The sequence below is a fragment of the Mesorhizobium sp. M4A.F.Ca.ET.050.02.1.1 genome (assembly GCF_003997725.1).
Lineage (GTDB): Bacteria > Pseudomonadota > Alphaproteobacteria > Rhizobiales > Rhizobiaceae > Mesorhizobium.
This window is the reverse complement of record NZ_RZSG01000008.1, coordinates 1-19,121: the sequence shown is the minus strand read 5'-3', so window position 1 is coordinate 19,121 and position 19,121 is coordinate 1. Positions and strand designations below refer to the sequence as shown.

Below are 19,121 nucleotides of genomic sequence, written 5' to 3'. Positions count from 1 at the left end.
CCGACATGCATCCCGCAATCCGTGTGAGCGAGATATTCGGGCCGACTATCCAGGGCGAGGGCGTGCTCATCGGCTTGCCGACGGTGTTCATCAGAACCGGCGGATGTGATTATCGCTGTTCATGGTGCGACAGCCTTCACGCGGTGGACAATCAGTATCGCCATGAATGGCTACCGATGCCGATCGATGCCGTGTGGCAAACCGTCCATGCGCTTTCCGGCGGCAGGCCGGTTATGGTCTCCTTGTCAGGCGGCAACCCGGCCATTCAGCCGTTCGGTCCCCTCATAGAACGCGGCCATCGCGAGGGCTATCGTTTTGCACTGGAAACGCAGGGTTCCGTGGTGAGGGAGTGGTTTGCGGATCTTGACGTGCTGACCCTTAGCCCAAAGCCGCCGTCCAGCGAGATGACCACCCGTTGGGCTGCGTTTGATGCATGCCTCGAAGCGGCGCAAGAGAAGCCGCAAATCGTGCTCAAGCTCGTCGTTTTCGACGAGAGTGACTATGCCTACGCCAAAGAAGTCGCGGCGAGATATCCGCACCTTCCGATCTATCTGCAACCCGGCAATCACACGCCGCCGCGCCCTGGCAGTGAAGACGCCTCTGTCGACTTGGACGGAATAATGATGCGAATGGAATGGCTTGTCGAAAGGGTGACTAGCGACAGGTGGTTCGAAGCCCGCGTGTTGCCGCAGCTGCACGTTCTGCTTTGGGGTAACAAGAGGGCGGTCTAGTCTGCGGCTTGCGTCGCACCGGAAGGCCGGGCTCCAACGGCTTGGCAGGCTCTCTTCGCGTGCCGAGTACAGCCGAGCTTTGTTCGCGTCAGCGGTCTCGCGATTGTGCGGCTGGAAACCGCCCGGACACCCCGCTGCCGGCGTGTGTCACCTTGACTCCGATGAGCTGTCGTCACGCAAAGTTGAAATCCGCAAGAACTGGCCTTCTCGCCCCACCTGCTCCGTCGCAAGCACGTCATCCCCTCATCCTTGTCCAGCTCTTATCGATGTATCTCATTGTCCGGCCTGACGCACGACTGTCAGCATGGGAATGCATCCATTGCGCAAATGCCTTCCATAAAGAAGATCGATTTCCTCACTGGCCCAACGTGAAATATAGCAACGTTTTCGTGGCGTGGGTCGGCTGCGTCGGGAGTAGCGATGAAAACGTATTAGGGTCGCCTGCGTCTCCTTGGGCAGCGAGTGTAAAGTATAGCGATGCGGCCTCCGGCGCGAACGGCAGCCGCGCAGTGATCACCTTCGCCTGTGCCTTTGCGGCGGGGGTCAAGCGCTGGTCTGCTCAAATTTTTTATCGTTTAGCTGGTTGAAACTGCTCCCGTTGCGGGCTGCAGAAGCCGGCCAGCCGAGAAACGGCAGCCGCACTTATGAAAGCACGCCAAGGCATGCGGGCATCTATCAGTTGCAAAGGACAATACTGGCCGCGCCGATTGGCCATCACGCGTCCATTAGGGCAGCCACCAACATCAGTTCGCAAGAGGAGCAAAAGTAATATGTATCGTCGTCACCTGATCAAAGGGTTGGTTGCGCTCGGCGCATGCCGGATTTGCGTTCAAGCCGCCCAAGCGACCAGTGCCCATTGGGGGTACACCGGTCCGGTCGGACCGGAGCACTGGGCTGATCTGGATAAGGAAAATTTCGTATGCTCTGCCGGCACGCAGCAATCGCCGATCAATATCAACAGCGCGGTCAAGGCGGATATCCCGCATATCGCCATCGGCTGGCACAAGGGCGGCGGCAATATGGTGAACAACGGCCACACCATTCAAATCAATATGCCACAAGGCAGCACGCTGACCCGCAGCGATCGTGTCTACGAACTGGTACAGTTCCATTTCCATGCGCCAAGCGAACATCACGTGGCGGGCAAGAGCTTCCCGATGGAGGTGCATTTCGTTCACAAGGACACGCAAAGTGGTACTCTGGGCGTGCTGGGCGTCTTTTTAACGCCCGGCGCGACAAATGCCAGCTTTGCTGCCCTTGCTGCGGCCTTTCCCGAACTGCCGAATGGGGAGGTGACGATCGACGAGGTGAATCCCAACTGGCTTCTGCCAGCCTCGCTTGGCTATTGGACTTATGAGGGCTCACTGACGACGCCGCCGTGCACCGAAAACGTCGAGTGGATGGTGGCGATGGAACCGGTTGACGTTGATCCGGCAGACATCCAGCGATTTGCCTCCCTCTACCCGTCGAACGCGCGCCCTATTCATTCACCCAATCGACGCTTCATCCTGCGCCAGAGTTGAGCGCCGCCCCAGCGGTTCCGCACGGTCCAACATTCTTGGCACAAGTTGGCGCGAAGCCTCCTCTTCCGGTCTGGCGGTCTGACGGCGCTCCCCAAGCTGGCTAGTCTAAATGATAGGGATTCGGTGCCGACACCACTCGTCCCAAAGACGTCGCGGCGAGGTTTGTCTGCAACCCGGCAATCACACGCCGCCCCGCCGTGGTAATGAAGACGTCTCTGTCGAGTCCGACGGAATATGATGCGCATGGAATCGCTGGTAGAAAAGGTGACCAGCGACAGGTGGTTCGAAGCCCGCGTCTTGCCGCAGCTGCACGTTCTACTCTGGGGTAACAAGAGGGTGGTGTATACCTTCTCCTAGCTTCGCCGCCAACTACTCGGTTTTCCGAATTGCTCTCTATATTCTTGAAGACGATGCGTTCGTTAAAGACATGTGCTGCGCACCTGGTGTAAAAGCTGCTCTCATCATGCAGAGGTCAAGCCAGTCGGGCTCATCCGAGGCTATGGCCGTGAGCACTGTTCAGTTCGGCAGAGAGGGCGCTTTTGTACACACTTTGCGATCGTGGCGGCCCCGTGGGCAGATCTGCAAGCTGCCGCGACACTAACCTCTCGAAGCCCGCCCGCCCGCCTGTTGATGCGTGTCTCCCAGTAAGATTCCTGTCCAAGAACGTGATAATCTTCTTGCCAGTGTTGTAGCTGATGTTGCCCTTGATGCCGCAGCCTACCGCGGCGGGACCAAACTCAATGGCAAGCAGGCCGGCTAGGATCGTGCAGCCAGTCGCGAGCCTCGCCCACAACGGGGTCTCACGCGCATGAGGGCGCCGACCATGGGTTCGGCGGTTCGTACGCGTATAACACGTATCTTTCTGAAAAAATCAATGCTCTCGGCTAAGCTACTGAATTATTTGGCTTCCATATAGCGCGTCGGCGGAACCAACTTGTAGACGGGCTATGAAAGGTTAAGCGCGGATGTCTATCGGCCGCCGGCGTTCCCGCTCTGTAAGCCTGCCTGAACTACCCGCGCCGCGGTCAAGCCCCAGGCTCCTGCTCATCCAGCGACCGCCCGATCAATGGCAGGCTGGAAAGACAAGAGCCGATGTCTTCCGATGGTCTCGCCATCAGCTTTGGGCTAACTTCCCCATTCTCCCGCTTCGAGCTCGACACACGGCGGTTTGGATGGCGCACGACAATCTGTGTCGGCTTTGTCGTGTCCGTGACAGACGCCTGAAAGGCCCGTTCGCGCGTTTTGCCGCCGTCTAAGCGGCTGGAATTTAATGACAAAGTTTTTTCTGGGATCGGCCGATCACGCTGGTACGCTTTTTGCGATGCTTGGTGTGAGGCGGCACGAGCTGCCTATCGGCACTTGTGTCGCGGGCAGTCGCGATGATTAGAACGAAGGAAGGAAAGCTATTATGTCAGGTCTGCGTCAGATCGCCTTTTACGGAAAAGGCGGCATCGGCAAGTCCACCACGTCCCAAAATACGCTCGCTGCCCTTGTCGACCTCGGGCAGAGAATCCTCATCGTAGGATGCGACCCCAAAGCCGATTCCACACGCTTGATCCTGAATTCGAAAGCTCAGGATACCGTCCTGGATCTCGCCGCACAGGAAGGTTCGGTGGAAGACCTCGAACTCCAGGACGTGCTCAAGGTGGGCTACAGAGGCATCAAGTGCGTGGAGTCCGGCGGCCCCGAGCCGGGTGTCGGTTGCGCCGGCCGCGGCGTCATCACCTCGATCAATTTCCTCGAGGAGAATGGCGCTTATGACGATGTCGATTATGTCTCCTATGACGTCCTCGGCGACGTGGTATGCGGCGGCTTCGCCATGCCGATCCGCGAAGGCAAGGCCCAGGAGATCTATATCGTCATGTCCGGCGAGATGATGGCGCTCTATGCCGCCAACAACATCGCCAAGGGCATCCTCAAATATGCCCATTCGGGCGGTGTGCGGCTGGGCGGGCTGATCTGCAATGAACGTCAAACCGACCGCGAACTCGATCTGGCCGAAGCACTGGCTGGCCGATTGAATTCCAAGCTCATCCACTTCGTGCCCCGCGACAACATCGTCCAACATGCCGAACTCAGGAAGATGTCGGTGATCCAGTACGCGCCGGACTCAAAGCAGGCAGGGGAATACCGCGCTCTGGCCGAGAAGATCCACGCCAATTCGGGCCAGGGTACGATCCCGACGCCGATCACCATGGAGGAGCTGGAGGAGATGCTGCTCGACTTCGGCATCATGAAGACCGACGAGCAGATGCTTGCCGAGCTTCACTCCAAGGAAGCGGCGAAGGCGGCGGCCCAGTAGTGACATTAGCGCTGCCATGAATCGGCGCGCCTTGCAGAGAACGGCGCCTATTCTTTGAGGCGTCACCCAACCTTGAAAGGGGGACTCATGAGCCGGGAATACGAGAATGACGGTGCTCTTCATGCGAAGCTTATCGAAGAGGTGCTGTCGCATTATCCCGACAAGGCGGCGAAGCGCCGCAAGAAGCACCTCAACGTCGCAAAGAGCGGCAACGAGGCTGGCGGGGAAAGCGAGGTCCTTTCCGAATGCGACGTCAAATCGAACATCAAGTCCATTCCCGGGGTGATGACGATTCGCGGCTGTGCATATGCTGGTTCGAAAGGCGTGGTGTGGGGGCCAGTCAAGGATATGGTCCATATCTCGCACGGCCCGGTCGGCTGCGGCCAATATTCTTGGTCGCAGCGCCGCAACTACTACGTCGGTACAACGGGCGTCGACACGTTCGGGACAATGCAGTTCACCTCCGATTTCCAGGAGAAGGACATCGTCTTCGGCGGCGACAAGAAGCTGGAACAGATCATTGACGAGATTGAAGTCTTGTTTCCGCTCAACAACGGCATCACCGTGCAGTCCGAATGCCCTATCGGCCTGATTGGCGATGACACCGAGGCCGTTTCTCGCAAAAAGACCAAGGAGTATGACAAGACGATCGTGCCGGTACGCTGCGAGGGCTTCCGCGGCGTCTCGCAGTCGCTTGGCCACCACATCGCCAATGATGCAATCCGGGATTGGGTCTTCGACAAAAAGGATGTCAAGTTCGAGGCCGGCCCCTACGACGTCAACGTCATCGGCGACTACAATATCGGCGGCGATGCCTGGGCCTCGCGCATACTGCTTGAGGAGATAGGGCTGCGCGTGGTTGGCAACTGGTCGGGTGACGCCACACTCGCAGAGATCGAGCGCGCCCCGAAGGCTAAGCTCAATCTTATCCACTGCTACCGGTCGATGAATTACATCTGTCGGCATATGGAGGAAAAGTATGGCGTCGCCTGGATGGAGTACAATTTCTTCGGTCCCTCCCAGATCGAAGCCTCTCTGCGCAACATAGCCAAGCATTTTGGGCCGGAAATCGAGGAGAAGACCGAAAAGGTCATTGCCAAGTACAGGCCGCTTGTTGATGCGGTCATCGCCAAGTACCTGTCGCGCCTGGAAGGAAATACCGTGATGCTCTATGTGGGCGGCCTGCGCCCCCGCCACGTCGTCACGGCCTACGAGGACCTCGGCATGGTCATCGTGGGCACCGGCTATGAATTCGCCCACAGCGACGACTATCAGCGCACCGGCCACTACGTGAAGAACGGCACGCTGATCTACGATGACGTGACCGGCTATGAGTTGGAGAAATTCATCGAAGGGATTCGCCCAAATCTGGTCGGCTCGGGAATCAAAGAAAAATACCCGGTGCAGAAGATGGGCATACCGTTCCGCCAGATGCATTCCTGGGATTATTCAGGCCCGTATCACGGCTACGATGGCTTTGCCATTTTCGCACGTGATGTGGATCTCGCCATTAACAACCCGGTCTGGGACCTATTCCACGCGCCTTGGAAAAGAAGCCGGGGCGATGAGCGGGCGATGGCTGCCGAATAAACATTTGCTTCAGCCCCAGTCTCCCACTGAGACGGTGAACTCCCGCGGCCTCTGATCCGCCGGAGCCTGGAACGTCTTGACGTCCTGAGCTGCCGTCCCGCGCAGCCAGATGCAAAAGAGGTAATCATCATGCCGCAGTCGGCTGAAAAAATTCTCGATCACGCTCCCCTGTTCCGCGAGCCGGAATACAGAAAGATGCTCGCTGAGAAGAAGCTAAACTTCGAATGTCCGCACCCCGATGAAATCATTTCCGATCAGCGCGATTTCACCCAGACGTGGGAATACCGCGAAAAGAACCTCGCCCGCAAAGCGCTTGTCGTGAACCCGGCCAAGGCCTGCCAGCCGCTGGGTGCGGTATTCGCTGCCGCCGGCTTCGAGCGAACCATGTCCTTCGTCCACGGCAGCCAAGGTTGCGTCGCCTATTACCGCTCGCACCTGTCGCGCCATTTCAAGGAGCCTGCCGCGGCGGTCTCCTCCTCAATGACCGAGGATGCGGCGGTGTTTGGCGGCCTGAAGAACATGGTCGACGGGCTCGCCAACACCTACCAGCTCTACGACCCCAAGATGATTGCCGTGTCGACGACCTGTATGGCAGAGGTCATTGGCGACGACCTGCACAGCTTCATCCAGAACGCCAAGGACGAAGATTCAGTCCCGCGCGACTTCGACGTGCCCTTTGCCCACACCCCGGCCTTCGTTGGCAGTCATGTCGACGGCTATGACAACATGGTCAAAGGCATTTTGGAGCACTTCTGGAAAGGTCAGGAGCGTACGCAAATCGAAGGAACCATCAACATCATTCCGGGCTTCGACGGCTTCTGCGTCGGCAACAACCGGGAGCTCAAGCGCCTGCTCGATGTAATGGGCGTGTCCTATACATTGATCCAGGATGCCTCTGACCAGTTCGATACGCCTTCGGACGGTGAATACCGCATGTATGACGGGGGCACGAAGATCAACGAGGTGAAGAAGGCCCTCAACGCCGAGGCAACGCTTTCGCTGCAGCATCACAACACCCGAAAGACACTGGGCTATTGCGAGGAGGTCGGGCAGGCGACGGCCTCGTTCCACTATCCGCTCGGCGTTCAGGCGACGGACGAATTCCTGATGGAGGTCGCGGCGATTTCCGGCAAGGAGATTCCCGAGGCAATTCGCCTCGAGCGCGGCCGACTGGTAGACGCCATGGCGGACAGCCAATCCTGGTTGCATGGTAAGAAATACGCCATCTACGGTGATCCCGACTTCGTTCACGCAATGGCCCGCTTTGTCATGGAGACCGGCGGCGAGCCAACCCATTGCCTCGCCACCAATGGCACCTCGGCATGGGAAGCCGATTTGAAGAAGCTGCTAGCATCCTCGCCTTTCGGCAAGGCTGCCCAGGTTTGGGCGGGCAAGGACCTGTGGGCGCTGCGCTCACTGCTCTTTACCGAGCCGGTGGACCTTTTGATCGGCAATTCCTACGGCAAGTACCTGGAGCGCGACACCGGAACACCGCTGATCCGGCTGATGTTTCCGATCTTCGATCGGCACCATCATCACCGCTTTGCGCTCTTTGGCTACCAGGGAGCGTTGCGCGTGCTGACGACGATCCTCGACAAGATCTTCGACAAACTCGATCGCGAGACGAGCGAGACGGGTGTGACGGATTATTCCTATGACCTCACGCGCTAAGAGCCGTGGCCGGCTTTTCGCCGAGGCCATTCCTTGCCCAATGGACTGGGGAGGCTGAGCAATGTCCTCCCTCAGCGCCAAAATCAAGGACGCCTTCGATGAGCCCGCCTGCGATAAGAACCGTGGCAAAGATGCCAAGGCGCGCAAGGAGGGCTGCTCGAAGTCGCTGACACCAGGGGCGGCAGCCGGCGGCTGCGCCTTTGACGGAGCCAAGATCGTCCTGCAGCCGATCACCGACGTTGCGCATCTGGTCCATGCGCCGCTCGCCTGCGAGGGCAATTCTTGGGACAACCGTGGTGCGGTTTCGTCAGGGCCGACCTTGTGGCGGACAAGCTTCACGACCGACCTCACCGAACTCGACCTTGTGATGGGGCAGGGCGAGCGGAAACTCTTCAAGGCGATCCGCGAGATCAAGCACACATACGCGCCGCCGGCGATCTTCGTCTACTCGACTTGCGTAACGGCGCTGATCGGTGACGACATCGAGGCCGTGTGCAAACGCGCCACGGAAAAGTTCGGTTTGGCCGTGGTGCCGATCAATGCGCCTGGCCTGGCAGGCTCCAAGAACCTCGGCAATAAGCTCGCCGCCGAGGCGTTGCTCGATCATGTCATCGGCACGGTCGAACCCGACGACCCCGGACCCTACGACATCAACATCCTTGGCGAATTCAACCTCTCGGGCGAATTCTGGCTTGTAAAGCCGCTCCTCGATCGGCTCGGGATCCGGGTGCGCGCCTGCATTCCCGGCGATGCGCGTTACCGCGACATTGCTTCCGCGCACCGCGCCCGGGCGGCAATGATGGTGTGCTCGACCGCGCTGATCAGTCTTGCCCGCAAGATGGAGGAGCGCTGGGACATCCCGTTCTTCGAGGGCTCCTTCTATGGCATCTCCGACACATCGCAAGCTCTTCGAAACCTTGTCAGGCTGCTGGTGAGGAAGGGCGCCGATCCGGAGATCCTCGAGCGCACAGAGACGCTGATCGCGCAGCAGGAGGCGATCGCGTGGAAGAAACTCGAATCCTACCGGCAAAGGCTCCAAGGCAAGCGCGTGCTGCTCAACACAGGCGGTGTGAAGTCCTGGTCGGTTGTCCATGCGCTGATGGAGATCGGAATCGAGATCGTCGGCACCTCGATCAAGAAATCTACGGTGCAGGACAAGGAGCGCATCAAACAAGTTCTCAAGCACGACAAGCACATGTTCGAATCCATGGCTGCGAGCGAGCTGTACGCCATGCTCTCTGAACACAGGGCCGATATCATGCTGTCGGGCGGTCGCACGCAATTCATTGCGCTCAAGGCCAAGACGCCCTGGCTCGATATCAACCAGGAGCGCCAGCATCCTTATGCCGGCTATGACGGCATGGTGGAACTCGTACGCCAGATCGACCTCGCCATTCACAATCCGATCTGGTCTCAGGTGCGCCAGCCGGCCCCGTGGGATTGCCAGCCTGAGCTGATAGGCGAATTGCCGTGCACGAGGAACGAGACCGCGTACCTGTTTGATGAATTCGCCTGCGCGACGGCACACGAGTGTTGAGGCGACCGATGGCCCGCATCCTTCCCCAGAGCAAATCGGCGGCAGTCAACCCGCTGAAGTCGTCGCAGCCGCTGGGTGCCGCCTTTGCCTTTCTTGGCGTCGACGGTGCGATGCCGCTGTTCCACGGCAGCCAAGGCTGCACAAGCTTTGCGCTCGTTCTCTTCGTGCGGCACTTCAAAGAAGCGATTCCCTTGCAGACTACGGCGATGGATGAGGTGGCGACCATCCTCGGCGCAGCCGACCATCTGGAAGAGGCGATCCTCAACCTCAAGAACCGCACGAAGCCAACGCTGATCGGGGTGTGCACGACCGCGCTGGTGGAGACGCGTGGCGAAGATTGCGCGGGTGATATTGCCAACATCATGCGGAAGCACACGCAACAGCTTGCGGGTACGGAGGTCGTGCTGGCCAACACGCCGGATTTTGACGGCGCGATCGAAGAGGGCTGGGCCAAGGCAGTCACCGCAATGATCGAAGGGATTACGCGCTCGGGCGAACGGGCGCGGCACCCGAAGAAGATCGCAATCCTGCCCGGATGCAACCTCTCTATCGCCGACATCGAGCATATGCGGGACATGGTTGAAAGCTTTGGGCTCAAGCCGGTTATTCTGCCCGACATTTCAGGCTCGCTCGACGGTACGGTTCCTGACCGCTGGGTAGCGACCACATACGGCGGCACCAGCGTCGAAGACATTCGCGAGTTGGGCACGGCCATGCAATGCATCGCCATCGGTGAGCACATGCGCCGCCCGGCGAAAGCGCTGCACGGGTTGACCGGCGTGCCTTACGTGTTGTTCCAGTCACTGACTGGGCTGCAGGACACGGACCGCTTCGTGTCGCTGCTGTCTGCGATTTCGGGCGCGGCGGTACCGGCCCGCGTGCGCCGGCGCCGGGCGCAATTGCAGGACGCGATGCTCGACGGACATTTCCATTTCGGCGGCAAGAAAATTGCCATCGCTGCCGAACCAGACCAGCTGTTCCAACTTGCGACCTTCTTTGCTGGCCTCGGCTCCGAGATAGCCGCGGCCGTCACAACGACCGACAGGTCTAAAATTCTCGAGAAAGTCCCGGCGGTTTCGGTTCAGATCGGCGATCTCGGCGATCTGGAAAGTCTTGCCGTCGGTGCTGACCTGCTTGTCACGCATTCGCACGGGCGCCAAGCATCGGAGCGGCTCCGAATTCCGCTCATGCGCATCGGGTTCCCGGTCTTCGATCGACTAGGCAGCCAGCACAAGCTCGCAATTCTCTATCAGGGCACCCGCGACATGATCTTCGAGGTCGCCAGCATCTTCCAGGCCAACCAACACGCGCCCACTCCTGAGGCGCTTGATCCACTCCGTAATCGAGAAATATCACGATGAACGCTGTTCGCCGCCTCTCGCTGGTCAGTAGTGAGGTTTTCGCCCCGATGCCTGAACGACGTAAGGGCGCATTGCGCGTTGCGATCGCCACTCAGGACATGCAGGACCTCAACGCCCATTTCGGGTCGGCCAGGCGCTTTGCTGTCTACGACGTGACGCGCGAGGAATGGAATCTCGTAGAAGCCGTGGCCTTCGATGACGTGTCCGATGAAAGCGGGGAGCATCGGGCCGAGCGCGATGATCGCATCACGCCAAAGGTGGATGCGCTCAAGGGCTGTCAGATCCTGTTTTGTCTGGCAATTGGCGGCCCTTCGGCAGCCAAGCTTGTCGCGGCAAAAATCCACCCGATCAAAGTGGCGGAGCCCCAATCGATCCCACAGGTGCTCTTGCGCACGCAGATGATGCTCAGGACGTGTCCTCCGCCTTGGCTGCGCAAGGTGCTGGCGCGAGCGGGCATTGCCGAAAAGAAACCGTCCTTCGAGGACGAGGACTGAAAAGAGGAGGACGCCAATGCCTGACCCCGCAATCCCCCCAGCTGTCGCCGAAGACGAGGCGGCTCTTTGCACCCCGTTCGTCAAATGCCTCGTGCGGCTGATCCGTTCTCAGGATTCCTATGGCTCGTGGGAACGCAAAGCGGACGCTGAGCTGCTGGGCGACTTCATCATTACCAAGGAACAGCGCCGAGGGATCCCAATCATCGGAGATCCCGATCCCGACGTGCTGTGGAGGCTCGACAAGTACTACGCCGCCATCGGGCTTGCGATCGAGGAGCGCTGCGGCCTTATGGCATCGCCGATGATCCAGGTGAGCCATGAGGGTTTTGGTCGGGTGCTTTTCACGACCGGACGGCTGGTCGTTTTGTCCAAAACGCTGCGCGATGTCCACCGGTTTGGCTTCGAGACGCTCCTGAAGCTCGCCACGGCCGGTACGAAGCTGGTCGACGATGCGATTTCAGTCATCGAAACCTTTCCCCACGTGGCGCTGGCATGATGGGCGCGATTTTCGAGAAAGGCCATCATGACGGACCCGAGAAACTATGTTGGCCAGTCCCCTCGATCCAGGGACTCGAGGCCGACCAGGTTGTTGGGGTATCGCCGATGAAGAAGCCGCTGGTCCTGATCTGCTCGCAAGATGCCGAGTTCTATCTGCTCTACAGCCACATACTGGAGGTTGACGGTTTCAGCAGTGAGACGGCAGACGGCGCGAAGGCTGCGCTGGCCTTGGCCGAACAACGGGAGCTTCAGGCCGTAGTGCTGGATTGCGACCCAGCCAGCATAAACGGGTCCGCAATTTGCGCCCACCTCAAGCGGGAACCGCGCACCACCGACCTGCCTATCATCGCCCTGATCGCGCCTGGCGCCGAGCACCAGCACCTCGATCTCTTGAAGGCAGGCGTTGAGAGCTTTGTGCGGCCGGTGGCTCCGGCCAAGCTGCTCGACTGCCTGCGGGCGAGGCTCGGGCTGACCAAGCGTGGTCCGAACGGGGTTGAAAACGACAGTTGGATTTGTTGTGGAGGCCTGGAGATGAAGCTCGATGCCCATCGGGTTCGCGGTAATGGCCACGACATCCATCTCGGACGGATCGATTTCAACGTGCTGCGGCTTATGATTGAGGCCCCCGGCAAGGTCTTCAGCCGGGACGAGCTTATCGGGGCGGCCTGGCTGCCCAACATTCATGTCGGTGCACGCACCGTCGATGTCCATATCAGCCGAATCAGGAGGGCGCTGAAAACGGCCTTGCCCGGCAGCGTCATTCGCACCGTCAGGTCGGCCGGCTACTCGCTCGAGAAGCCGGACGACTGAAATCGGTGATCGAACGTGGTGCCGCTCTCTCTTCCTCCTGAGAGCGGTGTTGCCGCTTTGAGGCGCTCCTAACGAAGACCAGGAGAAGCAGGCAAATGGAATTTAAAAGCATATTCAGTGTGACGGGTGCTGATCATTCTGATGAGGACCTCACAACAGCTGCCGGACTGTGTGCCGAGGTCGGCGCGCACCTATCGGTACTCATTATACCGCCTCCATTGCTCTTGATGTTGTCTCCGCCCCCCGAATGGAATACAGGACGTGCACAGGCAATTGCAGTACCGAACTATCGATTTCAGCAAATCGAGAAATTTTCACAGGACGTGACCAGAATGGAAAGACGGTCCGCGGATATCCTCAAAAGGCTGAAAGCTATGTCGCTTTCCTGTGACGTTGACACCGACTATTGCGATCCGGCTAGCCTCGGTGAAGTGGCACGACAGCGGGCGCTCTGCGCTGACCTGACGATCGTTGGAGGAGACCTCCTCAACGATGAGACTCTCGGACCTCCTGTTGTCAACGGCTGCTTGTTCGATAGCGGAAAGCCGGTGCTCATCGTGCCGAAGGGCGTTAAGGCGACGCTGTCGCCTCGACGCGTGCTGGTCGGCTGGGATTCGCGTGTAGAGGCCTCGCGTGCGGTTCGGGAAGCTCTTAGTATCCTATCCGCTGCCAAGGAAGTCTGTGTCGCTATGGTCGATCCAAAGGCGCAAAACAACGGGAAAGGCGCGCAGTCTGGAGCTGACATCGCTGCCTATCTTACTCGGCACGGTGCTCGGGTCTCCGTTGACCTGCTTAAGAGCGCCGGCAAATCGGCGGGCACAGTGCTGACCCAGCACGCGAACGACATCTGTGCTGACATGATGGTTATGGGTGCTTATGGCAGCCGTGGGCTGCGTGAGCGGATTTTCGGCGGTCCGCCGAGCTGGAGCTTTGGGAAGACCACATTGCCGCTGTTTTTGGCTCGCTGATCAGCTCCGTAGGAACACCGATCAGGTCGTAGGACCGCCAACCAGTCCGAAGTCGTCGTCGGTTACCGGTCGGATTGCGGAGACATGGCTGGATCCGCGAACATCTTGCGACGCTTGTCAGAGCCAAACCGGACGCCTCGACTGCTTCACGACGCTCTCGTGAACCAACTCGTGCGAGATCGTCCGCAACGGGCAGTAAAGACGAACGGCTGCAGCAGACCGCAGCCAAGCCACAGGGCGGGTGTACCAGGAGACCCCGCCTCGTGCGCGAACCCTGTTGGAAGGCCCCTTATCAGTACCCGGACGCGCGTCAAATCGGCGGCTGTCCCTGTCAGCCTGCGGTGTGCAAGGGCCGCTGCCGCGGAGCTTCCCCTGCCCGATCGTCGGGCGTGCGACAATGTCGGATTCCAGACGAGCTGGAACTGCGCGAACTCGTTGGTTTGACAGGTCTTTATCCGGCACGCCGCATGCATGGGAGTCTCCGAAAGCATTAAGAGCCGTTATCCATGGTTACGCCCCTCGAAAGAAAGAGCCGCTTCCGTCGTGGCAGGGAAACAGCCACTCCTGGGGTGGAGGCCGGCGCTAGAAGCCGCCGTAAGATCCGGAAGAGCCGCGCGACAGCATCACACACTTTCCTTCTGCTCTTGGGTTCGGATCACGCCGCGCCGCTGTCGATGCCGCCGACATTGAGCCCAAGACCTGGAAGGCGGCACACGCTTTTGCTGTCCTCTCAGTCGGGACCGCGGCTCAAGCATGCCTGTGAGGTTCGCATTGCTCAATGCCCGGCAATCGACGTCAACATGCCGCTGAGTTGGAAAACACTCCTAGAGGAGTAAGGATAAGTGGACCTCTTTTGTATTGGTGTGGGTGCTGGACCATCTAATTTGAGCCTTGCGTGTCAGATACAGGAAGAGATTGCGCAAGGGGCACTGTTCCTGGACCGGGAGGTCGATTTCCGAGGACATCCAGGCAGCGCTTTCGATTGCGCGGAGCTCCAGGTCGGCCACTTCCAGGATCTGGTTACTCTGGTCAATCCGCGATCAGCCTACACATTCGTAAACTACCTCCACGAGAACGGGCGTCTTTACAATTTCCTCAATGCGCAATTTCACGGGGTGCTTAGAGCCGAGTTCGCCCAATATCTCAACTGGGCGTTCCAGAAGAATCCGCTTGTCCGTGGCGGCGAGGCCGTTCGCGAAATCCGCTTTGACGGCGAGTTTCGCGTGCGGACGGACAACGCGGTCCTTGATGCAAGAAACCTCGTCATCGACATAGGCAAGCAGGCGCAAATTCCGCCTCAGTTTCATGGCTGGACTGGACCCAACCTGTTCCACTCATCTGAGTTGGCCCACATCAATCCTGAGGTGCAAAAAAAGCATGTCTGCGTTGTTGGCGGCGGACAGTCGGGAGCCGAGCTGCTACTGCACCTTGTCGGCCGGCCGAAAGAACGGCGGCCCGCGGCGATCACATGGGTCTTGACGCGCGAGATGCCTTTCGACGACCACGCGTTCACAAACGGGCTGTTCACGCCATGCTTCTCGGATCGTTTTGCTGCGATGAGCGAGGTGCATCGACAGCTGTTCCTGCGGCGTTTCGCGCTTGCCTCCGAGGGCATTTCAGAAAGCAAGTTGCGCGCGGTCTATCAGGCGCTCTACCACCACGCCTTTCTCGAGCCACACCAATGCGAGATCACATTGCGGCCAAGTTGCAACGTGTCGCGCTGCATCAATGCCGGAGCAGGGCACAGGCTCACGCTGCAACGCGGCTTGGACAACATCGGAGAAGTAACCGCCGATATCGTCATCCTGGCCACCGGGTACGAGAAACCGCTGCCGGGTTTCCTAGAACCGATCGCAGATCGCCTCGAACAGATCGGCAATGAGCTCGCCATCGGCGAGGATTTTTCGGTGTACTGGGACGGACCGCGAGACCGACGCCTTTTCGTTCAGAACGCCTGCCTTGGACAGCGCGGGCTGGCTGATCCGAACTTTGGGCTGCTGGCCTGGCGAGCGCGCCGCATCCTTGACAGCCTTCTGCGGCGCGCGCCATGCGCCAATCCCGAGCATCTAGGGTTCATCAACCGTCCCTTGACGGAGTGCTGGCCCGACCTCGGAGTCGAACAAATGGGCAGCGGGATATGATTCGTCGATATTGATGATCGGCGGTGGCATTCAGGAAAGATTTCCGCCTCTGGCGGCAAAAGCGGGACGAGCAATATTCCTACGGCGTCAGATCGCTCTGCTCGCGCTTGAGCAAGGTAGCGTCGCGCGACTCCTGCTTGGCGTGAAACAGCAAAGGGCATTCAATCACGATGCAGCTTTACGTGCTGTCGGGCTCAACGCCACGTGGATCGAGCCCAACGCCGCCGTTGGCAACCGCGACGCGAATTATGACGCCGGGCCACATGCGGCGGTGGCTGCAAGGGTACCGAGCCTCTCCCGCACTTTCGACCCCATCGCCGAAGTGCGACTACTCCAGGACGCCGAAGCCGGTCTTATCGCCAGCGGGCCAGCCAAACTCTCACCTTCCTAAACGGCAGCCGCTAAGGTGAGCCGTCGAAAGCCGACATTCAGGTTAACGTCAGCTGGCCGTGTTAGGGCTCGCTTATTCAAGGCGGTACCGGCGCTTGCCGAAGCTAAGAAGGGTTGGCATGCCCTTTGCCGTGCTTGATGTGCGGCAACACGGTGAGAGCTCCGCTGAAGCAAGCGAGAGGGAGCAATGCCCTCGAGACCGTGTCCGATTTTGACTGGAAAATATTCCGCGACAAAAGAGACGAAAGGTGTGGAATGACTTTGGACACCAAGATGGAACTGCGTATGGGGTCCCCGGCTCCTGCGCTGAAAGTGGAGAACTGGCTGCGTGGCGAGCCCCTCACGAGCCTTCGGCCCGGCAAGGTCTACCTCGTTGAATTTTGGGCGACTTGGTGCCGACCATGTGTCCACGCCATGCCCCATTTGATCGAACTGCAGGAGAAATATAAAGACAGCGGATTTGAGATTATCGGAGTCGCAGCTTGCGAAAAGGCTGCAACCGCGGACGAAGCGCGGACCAACGTGGATGCCTGGCTGACCGAGAAGTTCCCGAATCTGAATTATCGGACAGCGTTCGATTGCACTGGCGAAATGAAAAAGCTCTGGCTGGAACCCAGCTCTTCGTTCGGGATTCCCACCTCGTTCGTGGTCGACCGCGACGGCCACATCGCTTATATCGGCCACCCGGCACCTCTCGATGACGTTTTGCCGAAAGTCCTTAACGGCAGCTGGCGCAGCAGCTATGAAGCGAAAGCCGTCGATGCAAAGCGAATCTCGCGTGTGCGCGAATCGTCGCTGAGTCAGCCGATATACGCCAAACTTGGGCCGGCGATGCAGGACGAGGATTGGGCAGCGGCACTATTGGCCATCGAAGAAGGCCTCGCCGTGATGCCAGACTCTTTTGATTTTCGGCGGGTTCATGCGGATATTCTGCTTCACAAGCTGCGCGACATCAAAACCGGCTTGCCGCTTATGCGCGAATTGGTCGAGGACGCGATCAACAAAAAGTTCGAAGCGATGTCTTGGGTGGTGATGGCGCTGAACCAACTCTTCCATCCCACGATCGACAACTCCCATCTTCCGCATGATGATCGCTTTGCGATGGGCAAGGAGCTCTCCGAACAGATCCTGGAACTTAATCCTCCGCAAGGCGATGGAGACTTTAAATTCGGGTGTTACTTTCCGGTCGCTCAGTATTATTACGAGAGCGGCAACAAGGACCGGGCGATCGAGTTGATCGAGGTGGCAATCAAATCGCTGGACCATTCGGAGCCAGTGCCGGACCAAACCAAACAGCGCTACCTCACCTCGTTGCTCCAAGCCCTGGCCAACTACACGGGTGAGCCTGCCTGTCACGCGGGTCTCTGTGTGGCTCCGCAAAACAAGACTTCCGAAACTCAAAACGCTGTCACTTCCTGAGCAAGGATCGCGAAGGGCATGACAATTGGAATTGAACACCGGCAAATCCGCCCGCCCAGGCGCACTTCGCAGCAATAACGTCGATGCCGCAAAAGTGCGCGGCTTGCGGCAGGTGGAATTTCCATTGCGTTTACCTCGGGTCGAACCGCGGCGCAGGCGTTCGCGCCGCGGTGAAAGGTCTCGCATTGGTGGACGTGCTCGAGGTCGGCCACGGGACACTGTTGCGTGGGATCGGCTCGCCCAAGCCATTCCCCGCCCACGCAAGCGCCCGAACCACACATCGCAGAAAAAGAGATCGTCCTTCAAGAGGAGTACTGAAATTGGGGAAAAGCGAAATTCCTCATGAACCGGTTGGCCCTGCTGTCCACGGGGACGGCGAGGCCCTTGCTTCCCCGTTCGTCAAATGCCTCCTGCGGCTCATTCGTACTCAGGATTCCTTCGGCTTATGGGAAGGCCATTCGGATGCCGAGCTGCTGGCCGAGTTCATCATCACCAAGCAACAGCAACGTGCGGTACCCTTTGGCGGCGATCCCGATCCTGACGCGCTGTGGAGGCTCGACATGTTTTACACCGCCGTAGCGCTTGCGATCGAGGAGCGCTCCGGCGTGTCGACGTCGCCGACAATAGAAATGAAACCCGTGGGGGCTTCCGGCGGTTGGGCGTTCTGTCGAGACGTCCACCGGTTCGGCTTCGAGACTTTCCGCAAACTTGCTGAGGCCGGTACGAAACTGGTCGACGATGCGACTGCAGCCATTGAAGCCTAGCCCGAGATGGAGCGCATCAAGAAACCATTGTTCCAGAAAGGATCTATGTCAGACCTAGATAGGATGAGGAAAAAAGTCTGAAAGCTCCAGTTGCGTGCAGCTATTGCCAAGATGGCATTGCAGGACCTCGTCGAGGGTCTGCCGGGCAAGTGGGCCGACATACAGGAAGTCGCCGAGAAAACCCAAGCCGTTTATGCCGAGTTGGATGTTGCCAAGAGAGAACTCGCTTCAATGAAGAATTTAGGATGATGCGCACATTCACCACCCGTGACGGCTCCATTTGGATGCCGCCGTACCTGACCTCCATCGATAGCAAGACCTGCATCGGCTGCTGCCGTTGTTTCAAGGTCTGCTCGCGCGATGTCATGCATCTTCACGGCGTTGATGATGCGGGTGAAATCCTCGGCCCCTGCGATGACGAGGACGACGATTTCGACGGCAAGCTCAATCGCATGATCATGGTTGTCGATGATGCCGGCCGCTGCATCGGCTGCGGAGCCTGCGGCCGCGTCTGCCCCAAGAACTGCCAGACGCATGTTGCGGCCGACCAGCTCGCAACATGATCTGGCGAAAACCAGGAGAACGGCGTTGCACTTCATCTTTTTGTCGGCTCGTGGGGCTGGTCCTGTGCAGCAATGCGTCGATGGTTTACTTCGCTTTGGATTCTCCGTGTGGCAGTCGTCACGACGCTGGCCTGTTCGCTGCTGCTTCAGGCCGGCTACTTCGGCCGCGTGCTCTTTCTGAGCTGGTCATGCGGCTTGGCGCAAAGCAAGCTTCTTGTGCTCGCGCAGGTCATCCATGTTGATGTAGCGGTTGGCCTCCATCCAGTTTTCGTTGGTTTCGACGGCCAGCGCCCTGACCAGGCGCAGGCAGCTTTCGGCGTTCGGGAAGATGCGCACGACATAGGTGCGCCGGCGGATTT

General features: G+C 59.1%; 18 protein-coding genes and 2 pseudogenes. 19 read left to right on the top strand and 1 reads right to left on the bottom strand.

Annotated features, from left to right (window positions below; all coding sequences use genetic code 11):
• The first annotated feature begins 5 nt into the window (after positions 1–5).
• The 19 genes and pseudogenes from queE to EOA33_RS40165 form a co-directional block, all read left to right on the top strand.
• Positions 6–731, top strand: coding sequence for a 7-carboxy-7-deazaguanine synthase QueE (gene queE / locus EOA33_RS01615; protein ID WP_164752747.1), 726 nt, complete (start codon positions 6–8; stop codon positions 729–731).
• Positions 732–1,501: 770 nt separating this feature from the next.
• Complete coding sequence (locus EOA33_RS01610; protein WP_126063825.1) at positions 1,502–2,254, top strand: carbonic anhydrase; 753 nt, start codon at positions 1,502–1,504, stop codon at positions 2,252–2,254.
• A 160-nt stretch (positions 2,255–2,414) separates the two neighbouring features.
• Positions 2,415–2,611 (top strand): annotated as a pseudogene (locus tag EOA33_RS40170) (7-carboxy-7-deazaguanine synthase QueE); the annotation flags it as partial.
• Positions 2,612–3,662: 1,051 nt separating this feature from the next.
• Positions 3,663–4,556 (top strand): nitrogenase iron protein, encoded by an 894-nt coding sequence (nifH, locus tag EOA33_RS01600; protein WP_024505261.1) that lies wholly within the window; start codon positions 3,663–3,665, stop codon positions 4,554–4,556.
• Between the two features lie 87 nt (positions 4,557–4,643).
• Complete coding sequence (gene nifD / locus EOA33_RS01595) at positions 4,644–6,146, top strand: nitrogenase molybdenum-iron protein alpha chain (RefSeq protein WP_024505262.1); 1,503 nt, start codon at positions 4,644–4,646, stop codon at positions 6,144–6,146.
• 129 nt (positions 6,147–6,275) lie between these two features.
• Complete coding sequence (nifK, locus tag EOA33_RS01590; RefSeq protein WP_126063826.1) at positions 6,276–7,817, top strand: nitrogenase molybdenum-iron protein subunit beta; 1,542 nt, start codon at positions 6,276–6,278, stop codon at positions 7,815–7,817.
• A gap of 61 nt (positions 7,818–7,878) precedes the next feature.
• On the top strand, positions 7,879–9,354 hold the full coding sequence (nifE, locus tag EOA33_RS01585) for a nitrogenase iron-molybdenum cofactor biosynthesis protein NifE (RefSeq protein ID WP_095489376.1): 1,476 nt from the start codon (positions 7,879–7,881) through the stop codon (positions 9,352–9,354).
• 8 nt (positions 9,355–9,362) lie between these two features.
• A complete protein-coding gene (gene nifN / locus EOA33_RS01580; protein ID WP_126063827.1) occupies positions 9,363–10,715 on the top strand; it encodes a nitrogenase iron-molybdenum cofactor biosynthesis protein NifN in 1,353 nt (450 codons plus the stop codon).
• Positions 10,712–11,209, top strand: a complete 498-nt coding sequence (gene nifX, locus EOA33_RS01575; protein ID WP_063169371.1) for a nitrogen fixation protein NifX — start codon at positions 10,712–10,714, stop codon at positions 11,207–11,209. The genes nifN and nifX overlap by 4 nt, the downstream gene beginning before the upstream one ends.
• 16 nt (positions 11,210–11,225) lie before the next feature.
• Entirely contained in the window at positions 11,226–11,705 is a 480-nt protein-coding gene (locus EOA33_RS01570; RefSeq protein ID WP_024505267.1) for a NifX-associated nitrogen fixation protein, read from the top strand.
• Positions 11,702–12,517, top strand: a complete 816-nt coding sequence (locus EOA33_RS01565; protein WP_063169370.1) for a response regulator transcription factor — start codon at positions 11,702–11,704, stop codon at positions 12,515–12,517. Before EOA33_RS01570 ends, EOA33_RS01565 begins: the two co-directional genes overlap by 4 nt.
• 95 nt (positions 12,518–12,612) lie before the next feature.
• The gene (locus tag EOA33_RS01560) at positions 12,613–13,485 is read left to right on the top strand and encodes a universal stress protein (RefSeq protein ID WP_126087041.1); all 873 of its coding nucleotides are present in this window, start codon (positions 12,613–12,615) and stop codon (positions 13,483–13,485) included.
• Between the two features lie 842 nt (positions 13,486–14,327).
• Entirely contained in the window at positions 14,328–15,626 is a 1,299-nt protein-coding gene (locus tag EOA33_RS01555; RefSeq protein WP_063169368.1) for a SidA/IucD/PvdA family monooxygenase, read from the top strand.
• Between the two features lie 13 nt (positions 15,627–15,639).
• On the top strand, positions 15,640–16,017 hold the full coding sequence (locus tag EOA33_RS01550) for a hypothetical protein (protein ID WP_024505270.1): 378 nt from the start codon (positions 15,640–15,642) through the stop codon (positions 16,015–16,017).
• Positions 16,018–16,289: 272 nt separating this feature from the next.
• A complete protein-coding gene (locus tag EOA33_RS01545) occupies positions 16,290–17,435 on the top strand; it encodes a TlpA disulfide reductase family protein (RefSeq protein WP_063170388.1) in 1,146 nt (381 codons plus the stop codon).
• Between the two features lie 320 nt (positions 17,436–17,755).
• Positions 17,756–18,199 carry a DUF269 domain-containing protein gene (locus tag EOA33_RS01540; protein WP_245458601.1) on the top strand — a complete coding sequence of 148 codons (444 nt, stop codon included), beginning with the start codon at positions 17,756–17,758 and terminating at the stop codon, positions 18,197–18,199.
• 90 nt (positions 18,200–18,289) lie between these two features.
• Entirely contained in the window at positions 18,290–18,448 is a 159-nt protein-coding gene (locus tag EOA33_RS01535) for a CCE_0567 family metalloprotein (RefSeq protein WP_224571204.1), read from the top strand.
• Positions 18,445–18,762 (top strand): ferredoxin III, nif-specific, encoded by a 318-nt coding sequence (gene fdxB, locus EOA33_RS01530; RefSeq protein WP_190234180.1) that lies wholly within the window; start codon positions 18,445–18,447, stop codon positions 18,760–18,762. The genes EOA33_RS01535 and fdxB overlap by 4 nt, the downstream gene beginning before the upstream one ends.
• A 72-nt stretch (positions 18,763–18,834) precedes the next feature.
• Positions 18,835–18,912 (top strand): annotated as a pseudogene (locus EOA33_RS40165) (hypothetical protein); the annotation flags it as partial.
• A 36-nt stretch (positions 18,913–18,948) separates the two neighbouring features.
• On the opposite strand, the gene EOA33_RS01520 reads toward EOA33_RS40165, so the two are convergent.
• On the bottom strand, positions 18,949–19,121 hold a 173-nt coding region (locus EOA33_RS01520; RefSeq protein WP_190234179.1), incomplete at its 5' end, for a transposase.